Consider the following 18,288-nt stretch of genomic DNA (forward strand, 5'->3'; position numbering starts at 1 on the left):
ATAGCCCATAATGGTTAAGGAGTTGGTAATATGAAAACCATTTACCCCATATTAATTGCAATCCTGCTTACAATGCCAGCGCAGATATGCGCAAGCGGCGCTATTGTTGTCTATGATTTTGCAAAGCACTTTGAAGATGCAAAAATATCCAATGCTTTATCTGCAGGCACAGGAGCAAAGGCATTTACTTCAGGCAAAGTAAGGAAGTATTCAATAGCCCTTCATCCTACCTCGGGGGAAGCGACAGCCACTTATAACATTACATTACCGGTGATTGGAAAAGGCGAGCGCCTAGTAATTATATTCAGCGCCGGAATGGCAGATGGCTTCGTAACTAATGACCCAGACCATCCCTCGGACGGTGTAAAGTTCATACTCCGCATCGACGGCCGTGAAGTTTTCACTAGAGACCTAGCCACAACAGGTTGGTCTTACGGAGCAGCTGACCTGACAGAAAAAGCTGGCAAGAAAGTTAACATCGTCTTCGTCACAGATGCAAAATCAAACTCCAACTATGACTGGGCAGCATGGGGAGAACCGCAAATCTTGCGCCTAAGAGCAAACCAGTTAGGCAAAAATGGCCTTTCTACCGCATGTGCAGGCATTGTCACTGCCAAAGCATCTCAGGAGGGAGTTTCACTGGAGCTAACACCTATCTCCAAATCTGGTTCGCCCAGCGGTAAGGGTATAAAAATTCCATTAACGCCAAAAAGCCTAACCGCCGTTGAATTTGACCTATGTTCCTCGAGGCCCTCAGCAGTGCAAGTAAAAACCGTTGGCGGGAAAGCAGAACAAATTGGAATCTTCGCTTTTGAACCCCAACTCCAAATACTATCTTTTGGTCCCCCAAATGCTCTTATCTTCGGCGATAAGCCACTGGAAATGCGATGTGTGGTGAAAAACGCTGGTAAAGGACTGTTGGGCCAAAGTGCCAGCGTCAAAGCTCAACTAACAATAAGAAGTATTTCCGCCTCAGCAAGCGCAAAGACTAAAGGCATTTCAAAAGCTTACGCAGTTCAATCCATCGGCCCCCTTTATCCTGGAGAACAAAAAACCATCATTTGGCGTAACATAAGCGTACCCAAGGCGGACATTATCGCAGCTACAGTCAAAATACTTGAGAATGGTAATCCTATAGCAGATAAGACAATCGAACGAGCTATTTCAGTTCGCCCTACCATCTCAATCCCTGAACCAAAGAAAGCCGAGAGCAAAAAATTGCAAGACGGAACAATAGTACTCCAAAACCCATTCGTCCGCATGACTTTTGTAAAGAATAATGCTGGGTACACGGGATGGATGCTTAGCATTCCTCGGGAAAAAGGATGGTCTCAGGTGGCATCTGGCGCACCATTAGGCTTTGTGCATTTGCCAGATGTGCCGTCGTCAAATGGCGTAGCACTATATCCAAAGAATGCGCAAATCGAGATGCAAAATGGCAAGCCAGCTGTGATATTCACAACGACTCAGAATCTAGGTACATCCCCTTGCAAGTTCCGATGGAGTTTCACACTTGATACCCTCAAACCGATTATAAACGCCTCGCATTCCATGACAGCAGAAAAAAACATTGATATTGTATGCTTCTTTGGGCCAACGGTTTATGTCGGGGATGGCGGTTTCGGTAGCAAGAAAAGCGACGGGTTATTCCCTGGCCTAGAGTATCTTCTCACCGAAGCCTCATCAGGTACAGAAAATGTAAGTCCACCGGCAAATCTGCGTATAGTTCCACACCCTAATAAAATTACGATTCCCTTTATGGCAATACGATATGGTAGCGTACTTGTAAGCCTCGAGTGGGATCCTTTACAAAAATGGGACGGCGCTTCAAATCGCCCAGCAGCTGTGTTTGCCTCACCAAACTTTATAGATGGGCAAGAAAACCATAAAATTGGCCTTTTCGTTCCATCTGTTCCAGAATGGACCCAAGAAAACAAACTCACTGCTGATAAACCTTATAAACTAACCGCGGGAAATTCACTTACATTAAGCGCAGACATTATCGTGCGAACCAACAGCACTTCAATTATAGACGCAGTGGATGAGTGGATTAGCAGGCACGGCATTCCATCCATTACTCCAATAGAAAAGAAGCCCAGCGACGTTATGCTGCTTTGCGATAAGGCTTTTCTAGAAACTATCTGGGACCCCGAGGCAAAGGGGTGGAAGCACACTAATACAAGCCCACCTTCGTTTGATGCTCGAATTGCCAACTACCTGCTTCGAAAAACCATGTACGTTATGGACCCTCAAAGGAAAAAAGCCTACTCAGACGTAGTCCAAGCTGCAATTGAAAAAGCAGGCAGGGAGAATATGGATTTGGAAGTAGCCCTGCTAGCAGGTGAGGTTGATTCTGCCCTCAAAAGAATGGCTGAGCGTGCAAACTTTCTGATGTCAAAGCAACGGCACGATGGATCTTGGCCATTCGAACCGGATGAAAAGCATAGTGTTTTGGGTAAGGCTGGCGACACCTCATCTGGGTATTCAGCCGCTAATGCAGTCCAACTTCTCGAGTATGCGCTTATTACATGCGATACCAAAGCTACGGAGGCCGGACTTAAGGCTATTAAATACCTAGATACACAGAAGCGGCCAGAGGGAGCTCAGACCTGGGAACTTCAGCTTCATGTGCCCGACATTTTAGCAGCGGCGCACCTTGTGCGAGCATATACCATGGCATATCAAATAACAAATGATAAAAAGCATTTGGAAAGAGCAGTCTACTGGGCCAAAACTGGCCTCCCGTTTGTTTACCTGTGGAATGCACCTGACAGACCTATTATGCGCTATGGCACCATTCCAGTTTTCGGAGCCACATGGTTTGATGGAATGCCATGGTTTGGCAACTGCGTCCAATGGTGTGGCATGGTTTACGCTTATTCACTTGCACGGCTGTCAGACTTTGACCAGACGCTACCTTGGCAAGAGATTGCAAAGGGTATATTCTTCTGCGGAGCCCAACAACAGGAGTACGCAACCCAAAAGTATCCCAACGAAGCTGGCATGTATCCGGACGCCTTTAGCGTTGTTACAGGCGAAGAGGCATATCACTGGAACTTGAATCCCGGGTTGATTGCAATGGGGATGGTTAGAATCTCAAACTTGGATTGCATGCCGTATACCATCACTTGCAAAGGACCAAAAAACGCCCGCATTGCTGTTACATTACCAGCGCAAATAGGTAGCTTCGGCTTTGGCGAAGATTTTCTAAGAGGCAAATTTAGCTTTGCTTCTTTGAACACAGTTCACATTGTATTGGGCGGAACCTTCCCAGACTCGATTACCATTAATAGAGTTGGGATAGAGAGGGTTAAAGATGTAGACGCAGTAGAACAAGGATGGCAGTACAACCTGGACACCAAAATAGCAATAATCAAAACAAAAACGCAGCGTGAAAACATTGTTGCTGTGGATTTGCTTTCACAAGTCCTAGGATATGATAAACAACTTATGGAAGAAATGAGACAAAAAGAACAGCAAGAAAATCAGAAACAGTAAGGTTTTCTTCTTATAAACTAGAGCCTGCATGCAGAAAGCGGCATGCAGGCTTTTCAATTTTGATATTTACTGCGGCTTATCTACTTTGGAATGCATCACTGCAAATTCTTTTATGCCCAATTTAGCTTGAACTTGCTAAATATTTACCAAAATTCTGTTCCTAAATTGCCAAACTTAAACGCAAAGAAAAACGCGTTCTCACCTGGTAACCTTTAAAGCCCCTTTTGTGCATTTTCGGTACCAAATTTGAAAACACGTCTAAAAAGTGCAACTTTCGTTGCAAGCCGCACAGCTATTTCGGATTACGATTAAATTACCATTAAACGACTGCCGTGTCAATTAGGTAATTTTACTAGTTTTGCTCATAATAAGAAAGCTTTCTTGCATCTACTACATTATAGGCGTATCTCCAAAACGTTGTCGCTCCCTTCACGGAGGTGAAAACTGACTAATTTTGATTCTCCTTTAGCATTTGTCAAAGATACAGTGTATTTCCCATAGAATCCGCGAAAGCTGAAGGAGCCATCTTTAAAAGTCTCACCTTTTGCTATGGTGTGCCATTCTTTGTTAATCAGGCGGTCGAGCACCAAATATACAGGCTTTGGGCTCATATCCTTTCTTACCAATCCAGCAGCTAGTCCTTGCCAAGCTTTCGCGTCGGAGAAATCCCACCAGGTAATCGCCTTTACTGCCGGGTGACTAAAGCATACGCGATAGAACTGTTCCACATACTCTGCTTGTTTTTTCTCGCCCTCAGGTGTCGTCTCATTGCCACCAGAAAGAACGGTCGTTTCCGTAAAATGAATCGGCTTCCCCAGTGTAGCATACCTATCAAGCGTTTCCAAAATCTCGGCAAGAGAAAAGGGACCACGATGCATATGAGTTTGAATACCAATCACATCAAATGGCACTTTCTTTTCCTTCATTTCTCGCAACAAGTTATAAAACTTATCATCGCCGCCCCTTGGGCCTACCACTCCAAATTCGTTGACAATAAGAGTGGCACTAGGATTTGCTCTTCTCGCCCAATAGAAAGGCAAAGCAGTATAATCAAACATCGAGAGCCCCGCAAAGATGCGCGTATGCGTAGATTCGTTTACGACATCCCAAATATCAATCTGCCCTTTGTAGCGCGAGACAATGGCGGCCACTCGATGTTCAAGAAGTTGCCTAACCTCAGTTGGATTGCTTTCATCAAGCCAGGCTGGAACACCTGCTTGATGAGTCCAAACGAGCGGATGTCCCTTTGTCGTGATGTTATTCTCCTTGCACCATTTGACAATGTGGTCAGTGCGTGCATAACCAGGTTTGCCTTGCTCAGGCTCAAATCCACGCCAATAAAATGGCACTGTGGCATAGTTTAGAAGGCGTTTGAAAAGCTCTTTGTATTTCTCGTTCAAATCCGCATTCGGAAGGGCATCGAGTGCATAAATATTGCAACCAAAAAGGAAATCATGGCTGACCTGTTCGGCTTTCACTGATACGCCCTCGATAGGTCTACCCTTCTTATCAAACACCACAATTTTGGCATTTCCCTTACGGTATTTCTCTGTGTCCCGCTGGATGCGCATAACAAGTTCCCTGGACAACATAGTTGTTCCCTCGCTTTGATTGGCAAACACAGCAACTCCGATAAAAATCAAGACAAGTGCTAAAAACATTGACCGCGGCATAAGAATCTCCTTTCAAAACATAGTATTCGGATCCAAAATCATAGCGAATAAAATCAAAATAGTAGCCGTTTGGCGAAATTCCCATTAAAAATTCGGCGCTATATGCTATTTCTTCCTCTAAATCTTTACGCATACAAAATTCATTCTGGTTTGGAAATGCAAAAATTGTTTGACAGATGGCAAACATTGTGGTAAAATCACTTTAAAACAAAATGTTTGCGCCCTAAGCACTGATTGCTTCGATGCGAAACAATCAGTGCTTATTATATTAAACGTTAAAAGGAGAAAGCTCGTGACGGTAGAAAAAGAATTAATCCTCACCCCAGAAGGGCTCAAAAAGATAGAAGAAGAGCTCGAGCATCTTCGAACCGTACATCGGAAAGCTGTTGCCGAGCGTATAAGAGAATCAAAACAGTTTGGAGAGCTATCTGAGAACGCCGAATACGAAGAAGCTAAGAATGAACAAGCTTTCGTTGAGGGCCGAATTCTCGAGCTAAAGCGAATTCTCCAAAATGCCCACGTTATTGAAGCTGATGAAGTTCACACCGATGAAGTTGGTATTGGATCCAAGGTTACTGTGCGCGACCTAGACAGCAATGAAGAGTGGGTGTATACTATTGTTGGGTCGGTAGAAGCAGACCCGGGTGAGGACCGCATCTCCGACGAGTCACCAGTTGGCCAAGCACTTATCGGCAAAAAGGTTGGGGACGTTGTGACCGTCGAGATACCGGCCGGCGCGGCAAGATACGAAATAGTAAAGATTACAAAGTAAAAGCTCGCCGCACAGTTTCAAACCGGCTTTAAGCAAACAGCGTATAGCGTTGTTGGCGAATAAAGCGCCCGGGCTATACGCTTTTGCACGTATTAGAATATTTCAAACGAGGAGCAGAGAGTTGGCTGAGGACCAAGAACTTAGAGAACACAGACTAAAAAAACTCCAATCTCTCCGTGAAAAAGGTATAGATCCATTTGCAATAGAGCGATATGAGCGCACACATACTGCGCAGCAAATAATATCAGACTTCGAAAAGCTTGAGGAAAAGGAAGTATCCGTTGCAGGCAGAATTATCTCCCTTCGAATAATGGGGAAGGCAACATTCGCCCACATCCAAGATGAATCGGGAAGAATCCAGATTTACATTAGGTTGGATGCTGTAGGTCAGGAGCAGTATTCCTTGATAGAATACATCGATATAGGCGACTTTCTCGGCGTTAAAGGAAAAGTCGGGAAGACTCGAATGGGCGAAATTACAGTATTTACCGACAAAATGCAAATTTTGGCAAAGTCGCTTCGCCCAATCCCTATCGGCAAACAAAAAGGAGAAGAACAATGGTATTCCCTTCAGGATATAGAACAAAGATATCGCCAACGGTATCTAGACCTTATCATCAACCCCGATGTTAGAGATGTAATGCTCAAGCGCACCATTATCATCAAAGCAATTCGCGATTTCCTGGGCAATGAGGGGTTTATTGAGGTAGAGACTCCCGTTCTCCAAGCAATAGCGGGCGGCGCTGCTGCAAGGCCATTTAAGACCCACTACAATGCCCTAGACTGCGACTTCTTTCTTAGGATATCGCTGGAACTCTACTTAAAGCGCGTAATCATTGGCGGCTTTGAAAAAGTCTACGAGATGGGACGTGTATTCCGCAACGAAGGCCTTTCCACGCGCCACAATCCTGAATTTACTCTTTTGGAGCTTTATCAGGCTTATGCGAACCTAGAAGATATCATGGATCTCGTGGAGCGAATGTTTTGTTATATATCAGAGCAGCTGTACGGTGGCTTAACTTTCACCTACCAGGGAAACACAATCAATTTGGCACGCCCATGGAGGCGGCTACCACTGCTAGAAGGAATCCGCCAATATGCGGGAATCGAGCCAGAAGAGCTAGAAAGCTTCGAATCCGCCAAACGAGCTGGAGAAAGGCTTGGACTTCAATTAGATAAAGAGGAAAATCTTGGTGGAATAATCGAAAAAATCCACGAAAAGTTCGTGCAACCAAATCTTATTCAGCCCACATTTGTAACCGATTATCCCATAGAAACGTCCCCATTGGCCAAGAAACGACAAGATAATCCAAGGCTTGCGCGGCGCTTTGAACCATACATAGGAACTCAAGAATGCGGAAATGCCTTTTCCGAGATAAATGACCCGCTAGACCAGCGTGAGAGATTTCTATATCAAGCAAAGATGCGAGCGGCGGGCGATGAGGAAGCTCACCCAATGGACGAGGATTTTCTGTTGGCAATGGAATATGGAATGCCGCCAACGGGTGGACTTGGTATCGGAATAGACCGCTTGACAATGCTATTCACAGATTCACCATCGATAAGAGATGTGATTCTATTTCCACAACTGAGACCACAGAAGTAGACAAACCGTGCTATGTCAACATCCAATATCTTTTGGATGTTGACATAATAGTTACCCCTCATGACAAATTTTGAAATTAGCAATCTTTCAATGCCAACTTGTTCCCCGATTAAAAAGAACGCCAATTAGACGCTTCTCCTCAATTAATAACAACTCAGTTAAAAGGAATATTTCCTCAGTTTGGCTAACATTTCTGCGTGTCATAAGTTTATAAATTCTCAAGCCAACAGGAGTAAGAAACAATGAAGCGAACCTTATTAATCTGCATTTTTGCTTTGGTAGCTTGCAATTTGGCTTATACAGGCCAGACCCTAACCTACTTAGATCTCGTTAGCAGACTAACTGACCTTGAACACCTTGCAACCTTACCTCCACCTGGCGAGAAGTGCGCCCAATGGTCGAGCTATGACCGTGCAAGTTATTACGATGAAAAAACCGGTAAATACGTTGGTTGGGACGCAAATGGCGATGGTAATGGCGTTATCCGCGTTGAGGACGACCACTTTGTTGTAGCAGAAATTGAAGGCCCTGGGTGCATCTGGCGCATATGGTCAGCCCTTGCAGGTCAAGGTCATGTGAAGATATACCTCGATGGAGCCACCGACCCAACAGTAGACCTACCATTTATCGGCTTCTTTGACCTAAAAAATGAGCCTTTTGTTTACCCAGCGCTTGTACACCAGGTTGCAAAGGGATTTAATTGCTATGTACCAATTCCTTTCCAAAAGTCCTGCAAAATCACAATGGAAAAAGACTGGGGCGCGTATTACCATTTCACATACTCAACTTTCCCTAAAGATACCCAGATACCGACATTTAGTCGCAACCTCTCACTTGAAGAGAAAGAAGCACTCGCCGAAGCAGATAGATTTCTACGCAAGCGTCTTGGAACTGATCCAGCCGGACACAGGGAGGGCGAAGAAACAGTTATTAAAAGAATCAGCATACCACCCGGACAAAAGGAAACCGTCTTAAAACTCATGGGGGCGCGAGCAATCACAGGAATATGGATGAAGGTAAGCCTATCCAATCCCGACGACCCAGACCGCACATTACGCAATACAATCCTGCAAATCAAGTGGGACGGCGAAAAAAGCCCTAGCGTATGGGCACCAATAGGCGACTTTTTTGGTACAGGGCCTGGGATGAATAAATACAAATCCCTGCCTCTGGGCGTGACTGATGATGGGATGTACTGCTATTGGTACATGCCGTTCTCGAAAAGCGCCGAGATAGAAATTATCAATGAAGGCAGGAAACCATTCTCAGGCGAATTCACAATCACTCATTCTCCGATTACAAAACCTATTCAAGAACTCGCACGATTCCACGCAAAGTGGCACCGAGACGCCTTTCTACCAAAGGACCCCGAACGGTGGATTGACTGGCCAATGCTAGTAACCCAAGGCAAGGGACGCTACTGCGGAGTAGCATTGGAAGTTTGGAATCCGCGCGGAGGCTGGTGGGGCGAAGGTGACGAAAAATTTTTTGTTGACGGCGAGAAGTTCCCATCAACCATTGGCACAGGTTCAGAGGATTACTTTGGCTATGCCTGGTGCACGCCTGAATTATTTCAAAACGCTTATCACAATCAAACAAAGGTATTCCAAAACATTGGTCATGTAGCTGTAAATCGGTGGCATATCGCAGACAGCGTGCCATTCCAGACATCGTTTGAAGGATGTATTGAAAAGTATTTTTTAAACGACCGGCCAACACTATACGCATCAACGGTATATTGGTATCTTGCGCCAGGCGGAGTTGACCCATACAAGCCAGTGCCGCCAAAAGAGAGGATTTTTTACATTACCGCTGAGCCCCCGCGGGTGCCAGGAGCCATCGAAGGCGAAAATATGAAAATACTTAGCAAAACAGGAGGCAACCCACAGATACAGCAACTTGGAGAAAGATGGAGTGGCGAAGCCCACCTCTGGTGGATAAACGCAAAGCCTGGGGACAAGCTAGACTTAGAGTTGCCCATAAAAGGAACCGGCAAGTACGAGCTGGTTGCAGCATTGACCAAAGCTATTGACTACGGTATTGTGCAATTCTACCTTGATGGGCAAAAAATTGGCAACCCGATTGACCTATATAACAACGGTGTTGTGCCAACTGGCGAGATTTCCTTAGGAACATTCAATCTGTCAAAAGGCTCGCACAAATTAACAGTAGAGATCATTGGTGCAAATGAAAAAGCAATCAAGTCATTTATGTTTGGCCTAGATTACATAAAACTAAAGAAAGCAAAGAGGTAACACAAAATCATGTCTTCGCTATACATCGCGCCATTAGTCATTCTCCTAACGTTTACAGCTGCGAAAATTGAGCCTCTTGGCCAGCCATGTCGTGCCAAGAACATCCTTTCAACCTTAATGATTACCGACCGCGAAACAGGGCGAGAAACACTTGTTCTCGGCAATACAAATGAAGCCATGCATATGGAGTTGATATTCCTTGACTTCGAGAACGGCACAGCAAAGGCATATACTGCTCCTGCCGGGTCTGGTGCTTGGGCACTAATCGAAGTTCCTGGCGATAGACTGATAGTTGGCACGCATTACGATGGAATGTTTATGGTCTTTGATCTTAAAAAGAAGGAATTCGTGAAGACCATCAAGTTTCCAGGAGAAAGCTATATTTGGAACTTTGCAATTGGCAGTGATGGGCGTGTCTATGGCGGCACTTATCCTGGCGGGAAACTTGGAGCATTTGACCTTGAAACATACGAAGTCGAGGATTGCGGTGCTCCCGCCCAACCAAACCTCTACCTTCGAAATGTATCTTCTTTACCTGACGGGCGAATTCTCTGCAGCTTTGGACAAGAGAAACCAACAACAATGGTTTACGACCCCAAAGCTAAAAAGTGGGAGCCGGCTCCTAAGCAGCTTGAAGGCATAACGCAAGGAATTTGCTGGAACGGATACTTTATATCGGGCAGCTCTGCATTCGACAGCTCGCTACAACCTATCAAACCACCCTTCCCTACACCGCCCGCTGAGAGAGGCACTTGGTATGTTGACCTCCGCTTGACTAGGGACGATGTGTTATACATACGCCAGGGGCGTGCTATCTACCGGTACACCAAGGGGGAAAACGCGCTTTCTCTCGTGACTGATGTTTACCTTCACGGTGGGGGCATCGTTGCTGCAAGCAAGAAAGGCCTCCTAATAGGTATTAAGGGACAAGATTATTTTGTCATCAAGCCTGGCGACGCCACAATACGTCCTAAACCAATACCCACTGAATCACAACCCCGCCCCACCCTTTTCCTTGAAGCAGACACCTGCAGGAGGTTATGGGGTGGCCCTCACTTTGGCCAAACATTGTTCTACCTAGATACAAAAACAAAACATGTAGTAAACACAAGCAATGTAAGCGACCACGGAGGCGAAGTTTACGATGTTGCTTTCTATGAGAATAGCGTTTATGCTGTTTCCTATGTTTGGGGCGAAATAATAAAATTCGATCCTGACAAGCCCTGGGACCAATGGAACCACAAGAATCCACGGACAATTGCGGCACTCAACCCGAAGGGCTACATTCGTCCTATTGGTGGCATTACCCTAGGTCCAGACAACAAACTCTATTCAGGCTGGATGGCAAAATATGGTGCCTACGGAGGCGCCATCGCTATTACAGACCCAAAGACAGAGCAGACCGAACTCATCGAAAACCCGCTCGGCGAGCAGGCTATCCAAGCTGTCGTCCCTACAGAGCGGTACCTATATGTTGGCACTTCTCTGGCTGGAAACGGCCTGCCGAATAAAAAAGGTGAACCGCCAAAGCTCGGGATAATTGCACTATCGACAAAGAAAGTTGTATGGTCAAAAGACATTGATGGCGTTGGCTATATTCGCCCATTTGCCTATGACTCTGAAAGCCGCCGTCTCGCTGTCTCTGTCGGTGGAAAAGTTCAGCTCTTCGATACAACAAAGCGTGAGTTTATCACCGATGGAGAAGACATCCCGCCGCTTAATAGCAACTCTACCTCAGCGGTGATAAACGGCATTGTATATTACGGCAGTGAGAATGCAGTAATTGCATTAAACCTACGAACCGGCAAAGTCAATCGCATCGTTGAGGCTCCCTCAAACATCTCCTGCGTCACAGCCGACTCCGAAGGAAGAATCTACTTCGCATGTGGAACAGATGTTTACGCGGTCAAGGAGGATGGCAATGATTGATTGCCACGTCCACCTTAATAACATTGGCGGGGAAGAGGAGCTAGAACATACGCGCAAATATGTCGGCTTAGACCGTATGAACATTGTGTGTGGCATTAACCGCGAGAATGTCAATGCCAACCCTCAGGCATTCCTTGCGAAAATAAAATTCCCTCAGAACTTTTATATTTTCCCCTGCCTTGACCACGCCAACTACTTTTCGGGTGGGAAGCTTTCCACTCCATCCCTCGCTGAGCAGGTTGACCGTCTTGTCGCTATTGGGGCAGATGGCATTAAAATGCTTGAGAATAAACCAACGCATAGAAAACTAGTAGATAAACCAGTAGATGGCGAATACTTTCATGATTACTTTGCCCGCGTTGAAGAAATTGGCATACCAATACTCTGGCATGTAGCCGACCCAGAGGAATTCTGGGACCCGGCGCTCACACCACAATGGGCAAAGAGCCGCGGATGGGGCTATGACAGAACATTTGCCCCCAAGGAACATCTCTACACAGAAGTGGAAAATATTCTCCACCGCCATCCGCGGCTGAAGATTATCTTTGCGCACTTTTATTTTCTATCTGCCAACCTGCCCAGACTATCATCGCTCTTCGACCGCTTCGAGGGAGTTCATGTTGACCTCGCCCCTGGAATTGAGTTGCTGTATAATTTGTCAAAGGACCCTGAAACAACACGCAACTTCTTTATCCAATATTCCGACCGTATTCTCTTTGGTACCGACATCTCAAACCACCAAACTCCTGAGGAAAATCGAATACGCGCCGGCATAGTTATACGCTGGTTGGAGACCGAAGATGTATATCGCGTGCCAGAAGGAGCCGATTTCCTTCTTGGCCCGCCTGAAGACGGTATTATCAGAGGACTCAAGCTTCCAGAGAATGTACTCCAAAGGATTTACAACCTTAACTTTGAACGCCTTGCAGGGCCCAAACCACGTCCACTTGATTGGGACCTTGCCGCTGAGGAATGCGAACGCTTGGCGTATGAGATTTCATTCCTAAATGACATCCCCACCAATGAAACCATTGCAAGCCGTACTGCAGAGATTCTAAAAAGATGGCCAAGAAAACCAGATGATAATTATTAAGCTCAAATAACTGTCTAGTGGCTCAAAAATGCTCGGCAAGTAATCCCTTCTCCCATCCGCAAGCTAGCGAATGAGAGAAGGGATTCTGAAATTAGAACAATTAATTATCAGTCCTAAATGGTGAGGCAGGCAGGTCGGCACCATTGAAAAGATTAACATCCGGACAGTCGGACCAGCCGTACCTAACCGCAAAAGGTTTCTGAACTTCAGGGATATAGACAACTACGTTTTCTCCAACAATTTCCGCCTTGGCTGGCACAAAATTATGGTCTTCCCCAGCAACCGTGAATCCTTTAAGGTCGCCACCCTTTGAATGAAGTCCTTTAGCCCAATCAAAGCTAAGAATTGCTTTGTTGCCTTCAACTATCATCGACTTGTAAATTGGGCCTGAGTAGACGATATTCTCGCCATAGGCGATTCCTCGGGCAAGAAGGCCTAAGCGTTCTCCAACCGGTTTCTTTTGCTTTGGATGGATGTCTTCACAGTCCCCATAGTCGGTTATTACAACAATGCCAGTGTTTGGAACGGTCTGTGCAGTGAAAAGTTGCGCCTCTCTGAGCTCAGGCCATGTATCAGGCTTGCTTGTCCTTCCATACGGAGCAAGTTGAACAATCAGAAATGGGAAATCACCTTGAGCCCATGTGTCTCTCCAACATTTAATCATTGTTGGAAGGAGAATGCGATATTCCTGCGCACGCGAAGCATTTGATTCGCCTTGATACCAAATAACGCCCTTAATTGCATATGGCACAAGCGGCTGTATCATGGCATGATAGAGATAAGCTACTGGCCGCCCGCCATCTTTTCCAACCAAATCACGCAATTCTGGCACGACAAGCAGTGCCCTAATGCTTGTCCACGATTCGGCAGGTGTGCCCCCGACTGATGAATCAATCAACCCTACCGGTACCTTTAGGGCTTTGCGAAGATGCTGACCGAAATAATAACCAACGGCCGAGAAATTGGCAACACTCTCTGGAGTACACTCCTTCCAGGCTTGTGGAAGCGGCGCGGGATCTTTCGTCTTCGGCACAAGATAAAGCCTAAGCATTGGATCTTTCGCAGTTTTGATTTCTGTTTCGGCGTTCTCAACGCGGCTCATTGGCCAAGCCATGTTCGATTGGCCGCTGCATAACCAGACCTCGCCGACGAGAATATTCTTGATTTCGATGTCATTAATCCGCATGGTAAAAGGACCGCCAGGCTTAAGTGGATTCAACCATACAATCCAATTACCATTATGAGCAGTTGTAGTGACTTGTTGATTCTGAAACTTTACAGTCACTTTCTCACCAGAATCTGCAGTACCCCAAACTGGAACACGCACCCCCTGCTGAAGGACCGCATTATCGGAAATTAGACCATTAGGCTTAACCTCTGCAAATACTGCCAAAGAGACAAGACCAAGAATCAAAACCGAACATAAGCAAACAAGAATAATTCCTCTCTTCAAACCGCACCTCCAAACATTACTGCGAAAAGTGTACAAGCAGGCTTGGCGATATGTCAAGAACGATTGCTTGCTCAAAGCTCCGCGGGTTTGACATTGGCGTTTTTTCATGTTAGATTGTAGCGAACCAGTGTGCGCCAATAGAAACTGGTTCGTTTTATACTTCAATCAATGCCTTTTGAGGGATTAAGAAGATATGCTTTTTGGAACACAAAAAATAAATTCAAAAGGCCACCTAGAAATCGGTGGCTGCGATACCGTAGAACTGGCTGAGAAATTTGGAACGCCGCTTTATGTGATGGACGAAGCACACCTGCGGCAGAACTGTCAAGCTTATTTAAACAGCTTCCGAACGCGCTATCCAAACACCGAGATTGCGTTTGCTGGCAAAGCATTTTTGCCAATGGCAATGTGCCGTATAGTTGACCAAGAAGGCCTTTATCTCGATGTTGCGTCTGGAGGCGAACTCTACACAGCACTTAAAGCTGGCTTCCCGCCCGAACGAATTTTGCTTCACGGCAATTGCAAGACTGCGGATGAGCTACAAATGGCGCTTGACAACGGCGTTGGACGGATAGTCGTCGACAACCTTACAGAACTAGAGAAGCTTAACACCCTAGCGGTCGAACGAAAACAAAAAGCACAAATCCTTTTTCGCGTTACACCAGGAGTTGATCCACATACCCACCGTCTAATAAGTACTGGCCAAGAAGACACTAAGTTTGGATTCAACATAAAAAGCGGGGCAGCAATGGATGCTGTTCGAAAAGCCCTCGATTATCCAGGCATTGAATTGCGAGGAATACATTGTCATGTGGGTTCGCAATTGCTCGACACAGAAGCGCATACCGCAGCCATAGATGTGATGGTGGAATTCGCCAAAGAAATCCTCGACGAAACCGGCTTTCTAATTGAAGATATTGACACTGGTGGCGGACTAGGTATTAGATACGTCGAGGGCCAAAACCCACCGACGATTGACCAATTTGCCAATGCTGTAGTTAGTGCACTAAAGCGCTCATTGGACAAGCATTGTTTTCCAAAACCCCGTCTAATTCAAGAGCCTGGGCGCTCAATCGTTGGGACGGCAGGCATAACACTCTACCATGTTGGAGCCGTAAAAAAAGTTCCAATACCCCAAAAGCCAGGGTATAAGACTTACATAATTGTGGATGGCGGGATGAGTGACAATCCGCGGCCACTGCTTTATGGAGCACTTTACGAAGCAATTATAGCAAACCGGGCAAACGAACCTGCTACTCAAATAGCAACTATATCAGGCAAGCATTGTGAGACTGACACACTCATACCGGAGGCAAGGATTGCTGAAACTCAACCTGGCGATGTGCTTGCCGTGTTCTGCACCGGTGCATACACTTTTGATATGGCTAGCAACTACAACCGTTTTTGCAGACCTGCGGTCGTACTCGTCCTGGACGGACAAGCCGACGTGATTGTCGAGCGTGAGAGCCTCGAAGATCTTATCAGACGAGAAATAATCCCACCCCGTCTTAGGTAGCAAAGGAATCTTCAAATGCTTAACATACAAGAAATTGCCATGTATGTGGTGGCATTTCTGATTGCCGTAACGGTGCATGAGTATGCCCATGCACGCGCCGCTGTATCCGCCGGCGATGAGACACCAAAACTAAACGGTAGAGTTTCTCTTAACCCAATTGACCATCTTGACCCAGTCGGCACGCTAATGTTCGCGTTTACACTTTTATATGGATTCGGCATTGCGTGGGGGAAACCTGTACCTGTCAATCCGTATAATTTTCGAAGCCCTCGCTGGGACCAGCTAAAAGTTTCAATATGGGGGCCCGTATCAAATATCATTGTGGCATTTGTATTATCAATGATTTATCGATTCAACCTCGTTCCCATTTCAGGGGCTTTCCAAAAACTTTTCTTCATCCTGATATTGTTCAACTTGAGAATTGCTTTCTTCAACCTAATTCCGGTTCCGCCGCTAGATGGTTCACATATACTTTCAAGCCTACTCCCAATCAACCAAGCACGAACTTACGACCTGTTGGTGGCCCGTTATGGCATCCTCCTACTAATCCTACTCATCTTCACAGGGATCGCGGGTATGATTACTAATGTGCCAACCAATCTATTCATCCGCTTATTCTTGGGAACATAAAAACAAGAATAGCAAAATTGGAGACGCGCATGGCGAAACCTCGAGCAGTAAGTGGAATGCAGCCAACAGGAATGCTTCACTTAGGAAACTTGGAAGGCGCCTTGTGCAACTGGGTGCGTCTTCAAGATGAATACGACCTTTTTGCATTCGTTGCAGATTGGCATGCTCTAACAACGCTTTATGCCGAACCAAAACTAATTGCAAAGTATACAAAGGAACTAGTAATAGACTATGTAGCCTCAGGCCTTAACCCCGAAAAAACCACCATTTTCAGACAATCTGATGTAAAAAACCACGCAGAACTTCATCTTCTTTTATCTATGATCACACCAGTATCATGGCTTGAGCGCGTGCCTACGTATAAAGAAAAACGCCAAGAGCTACGACCTGAAAGCCCATCATATGGGCTTCTCGGCTATCCCGTTCTCCAAGCGGCAGACATCTTGATTTACAATGCGGAAGGTGTTCCGGTTGGGCGCGATCAACTGCCACATCTTGAGGTTACAAGGGAGATTGCTCGAAGGTTCAACTCACTTTATGGGCTTATTTTTAAAGAACCGCATGCCATATTAACCGAGACACCCGTAGTCATTGGCCTGGATGGGAGAAAAATGAGCAAATCACATGAGAACACCATCCTGATTTCCGACTCCCCAGAAGTTGTTGAGGAAAAGATACGAACTATGTACACCGACCCTCTTAAGATATATAGAACAGATATCGGCCATCCAGAGACCTGTCCTGTTTTTCAGCTTCGCCTCATCTATGCTAAGGAGGAAGCGGCTCAAGTCGAACGCAAATGTAAAGCTGGTGAAATTGGCTGCGTGCAAGACAAACAAGAGCTGGCAAAGGCAATCAACCAAAGGCTCGAACCAATCAGAAAACGAAGACGAGAATTGGAGCAACAGCCAGAGCTAATCGACCAAATACTCGCAGATGGCGCCAGACGCGCCAGAGTCGTCGCGCAAGAAACGATGGAAAAAGTGCGGGAATCAATGGCATTTAACAACCAAACTCTGGTAAGCTATAATATAATGAAATAATAGCAGCTTTGGCAAGCATTGGCTGCCACAAAAACAGCTTTGACGAACGACGGAGAAGTTTAATGTCAGTTGAGTCAACAACCCAAACCGGTTGTACAATCAAGTTGCCGATATTTGAAGGACCACTTGACTTACTCCTTCACCTCATTAGAGAACACAAACTCAACATTTATGATATTCCAATCGTGGAAGTGACTGAACAGTATTTGCGTTATCTTTGGTTGATGGAGTCGCTTGACCTAAATATCGCAGGCGAGTTTTTTGTGATGGCAGCTACATTACTCGAGATTAAGTCCCGAATGCTACTTCCCAGCCCAGTCAAAGAGGAAGAAGGCAAAGACGAAATTGACCCACGCGCTGAGCTGGTCGAGCGCCTTCTGGAATACGAAAGATATAAGAAAGCAGCAGAGTCTCTTCGTATCTTTGAAGACAATCGTCAGAAAGTTTTTTGGAGGCTCACGGACGAACTTGAAAGCTATGATGCTCCGCTGATTCCGCTCAACCTCGAGGCCATGGACCTCATCCTTGCACTCAAGCAAATGCTCGCCGAAATAGGAGAGGGTTCTGAGGAGGTTACCAGTCTCGAACGGCAGAAAATTACACTTCGGATGAAGATGAGTGAAGTCCTAAGGAGAGTTCGAAGCAACCCAGAAGGCATAAACTTTCGTGAACTGTTTATTTCCAGACCGACGCGAGTGGAGATTATTATTACATTTCTGGCATTGCTGGAATTACTTAGATTAGGAAAGGCAAAAATTCACCAAAAGCAAGTGCTTGGGGATATTACCATTTGCGCACTTGATGAACAAGTGTCATAAAA

At 45.8% G+C, this 18,288-nt stretch carries 12 protein-coding genes; 10 read left to right on the plus strand and 2 right to left on the minus strand.

What is annotated here, in order from left to right; all coding sequences use genetic code 11:
• Nucleotides 1-30 precede the first annotated feature (30 nt).
• Nucleotides 31-3,498: a hypothetical protein gene (locus K6T99_06190; GenBank protein MCL6519404.1), complete on the plus strand. Its 3,468-nt coding sequence runs from the start codon at nt 31-33 to the stop codon at nt 3,496-3,498.
• 395 nt (nt 3,499-3,893) lie between these two features.
• On the opposite strand, the gene K6T99_06195 is transcribed toward K6T99_06190, so the two are convergent.
• Complete coding sequence (locus K6T99_06195) at nt 3,894-5,171, minus strand: endo-1,4-beta-xylanase (protein ID MCL6519405.1); 1,278 nt, start codon at nt 5,169-5,171, stop codon at nt 3,894-3,896.
• A gap of 292 nt (nt 5,172-5,463) precedes the next feature.
• Here K6T99_06195 and greA point away from each other — a divergent pair, with 292 nt between their 5' ends.
• From greA to K6T99_06220, 5 genes are all read left to right on the plus strand, one after another.
• Nucleotides 5,464-5,943, plus strand: a complete 480-nt coding sequence (gene greA / locus K6T99_06200) for a transcription elongation factor GreA (protein ID MCL6519406.1) — start codon at nt 5,464-5,466, stop codon at nt 5,941-5,943.
• Between the two features lie 121 nt (nt 5,944-6,064).
• Nucleotides 6,065-7,549, plus strand: coding sequence for a lysine--tRNA ligase (lysS, locus tag K6T99_06205; protein ID MCL6519407.1), 1,485 nt, complete (start codon nt 6,065-6,067; stop codon nt 7,547-7,549).
• Between the two features lie 242 nt (nt 7,550-7,791).
• Nucleotides 7,792-9,804, plus strand: coding sequence for a DUF2961 domain-containing protein (locus tag K6T99_06210; GenBank protein ID MCL6519408.1), 2,013 nt, complete (start codon nt 7,792-7,794; stop codon nt 9,802-9,804).
• A gap of 9 nt (nt 9,805-9,813) precedes the next feature.
• Nucleotides 9,814-11,733 (plus strand): PQQ-like beta-propeller repeat protein, encoded by a 1,920-nt coding sequence (locus tag K6T99_06215; protein ID MCL6519409.1) that lies wholly within the window; start codon nt 9,814-9,816, stop codon nt 11,731-11,733.
• A complete protein-coding gene (locus K6T99_06220; GenBank protein MCL6519410.1) occupies nt 11,726-12,826 on the plus strand; it encodes an amidohydrolase in 1,101 nt (366 codons plus the stop codon). The genes K6T99_06215 and K6T99_06220 overlap by 8 nt, the downstream gene beginning before the upstream one ends.
• Nucleotides 12,827-12,926: 100 nt before the next feature.
• On the opposite strand, the gene K6T99_06225 is transcribed toward K6T99_06220, so the two are convergent.
• Nucleotides 12,927-14,387 (minus strand): sialate O-acetylesterase, encoded by a 1,461-nt coding sequence (locus K6T99_06225; GenBank protein MCL6519411.1) that lies wholly within the window; start codon nt 14,385-14,387, stop codon nt 12,927-12,929.
• 85 nt (nt 14,388-14,472) lie between these two features.
• Between K6T99_06225 and lysA the strand changes: the two genes are divergently transcribed.
• The 4 genes from lysA to K6T99_06245 all read left to right on the plus strand — a co-directional run bounded on the left by lysA (nt 14,473) and on the right by K6T99_06245 (nt 18,286).
• Complete coding sequence (gene lysA, locus K6T99_06230) at nt 14,473-15,795, plus strand: diaminopimelate decarboxylase (protein ID MCL6519412.1); 1,323 nt, start codon at nt 14,473-14,475, stop codon at nt 15,793-15,795.
• Nucleotides 15,796-15,810: 15 nt separating this feature from the next.
• Nucleotides 15,811-16,425 carry a site-2 protease family protein gene (locus K6T99_06235; GenBank protein MCL6519413.1) on the plus strand — a complete coding sequence of 205 codons (615 nt, stop codon included), beginning with the start codon at nt 15,811-15,813 and terminating at the stop codon, nt 16,423-16,425.
• A 29-nt stretch (nt 16,426-16,454) separates the two neighbouring features.
• Nucleotides 16,455-17,468 carry a tryptophan--tRNA ligase gene (gene trpS, locus K6T99_06240; protein MCL6519414.1) on the plus strand — a complete coding sequence of 338 codons (1,014 nt, stop codon included), beginning with the start codon at nt 16,455-16,457 and terminating at the stop codon, nt 17,466-17,468.
• Between the two features lie 62 nt (nt 17,469-17,530).
• The gene (locus K6T99_06245) at nt 17,531-18,286 is read left to right on the plus strand and encodes a segregation/condensation protein A (protein ID MCL6519415.1); all 756 of its coding nucleotides are present in this window, start codon (nt 17,531-17,533) and stop codon (nt 18,284-18,286) included.
• Nucleotides 18,287-18,288 lie beyond the last annotated feature (2 nt).

It is taken from the genome of Armatimonadota bacterium (assembly GCA_023511795.1).
Classification (GTDB): Bacteria; Armatimonadota; UBA5829; order DTJY01; family DTJY01; genus JAIMAU01.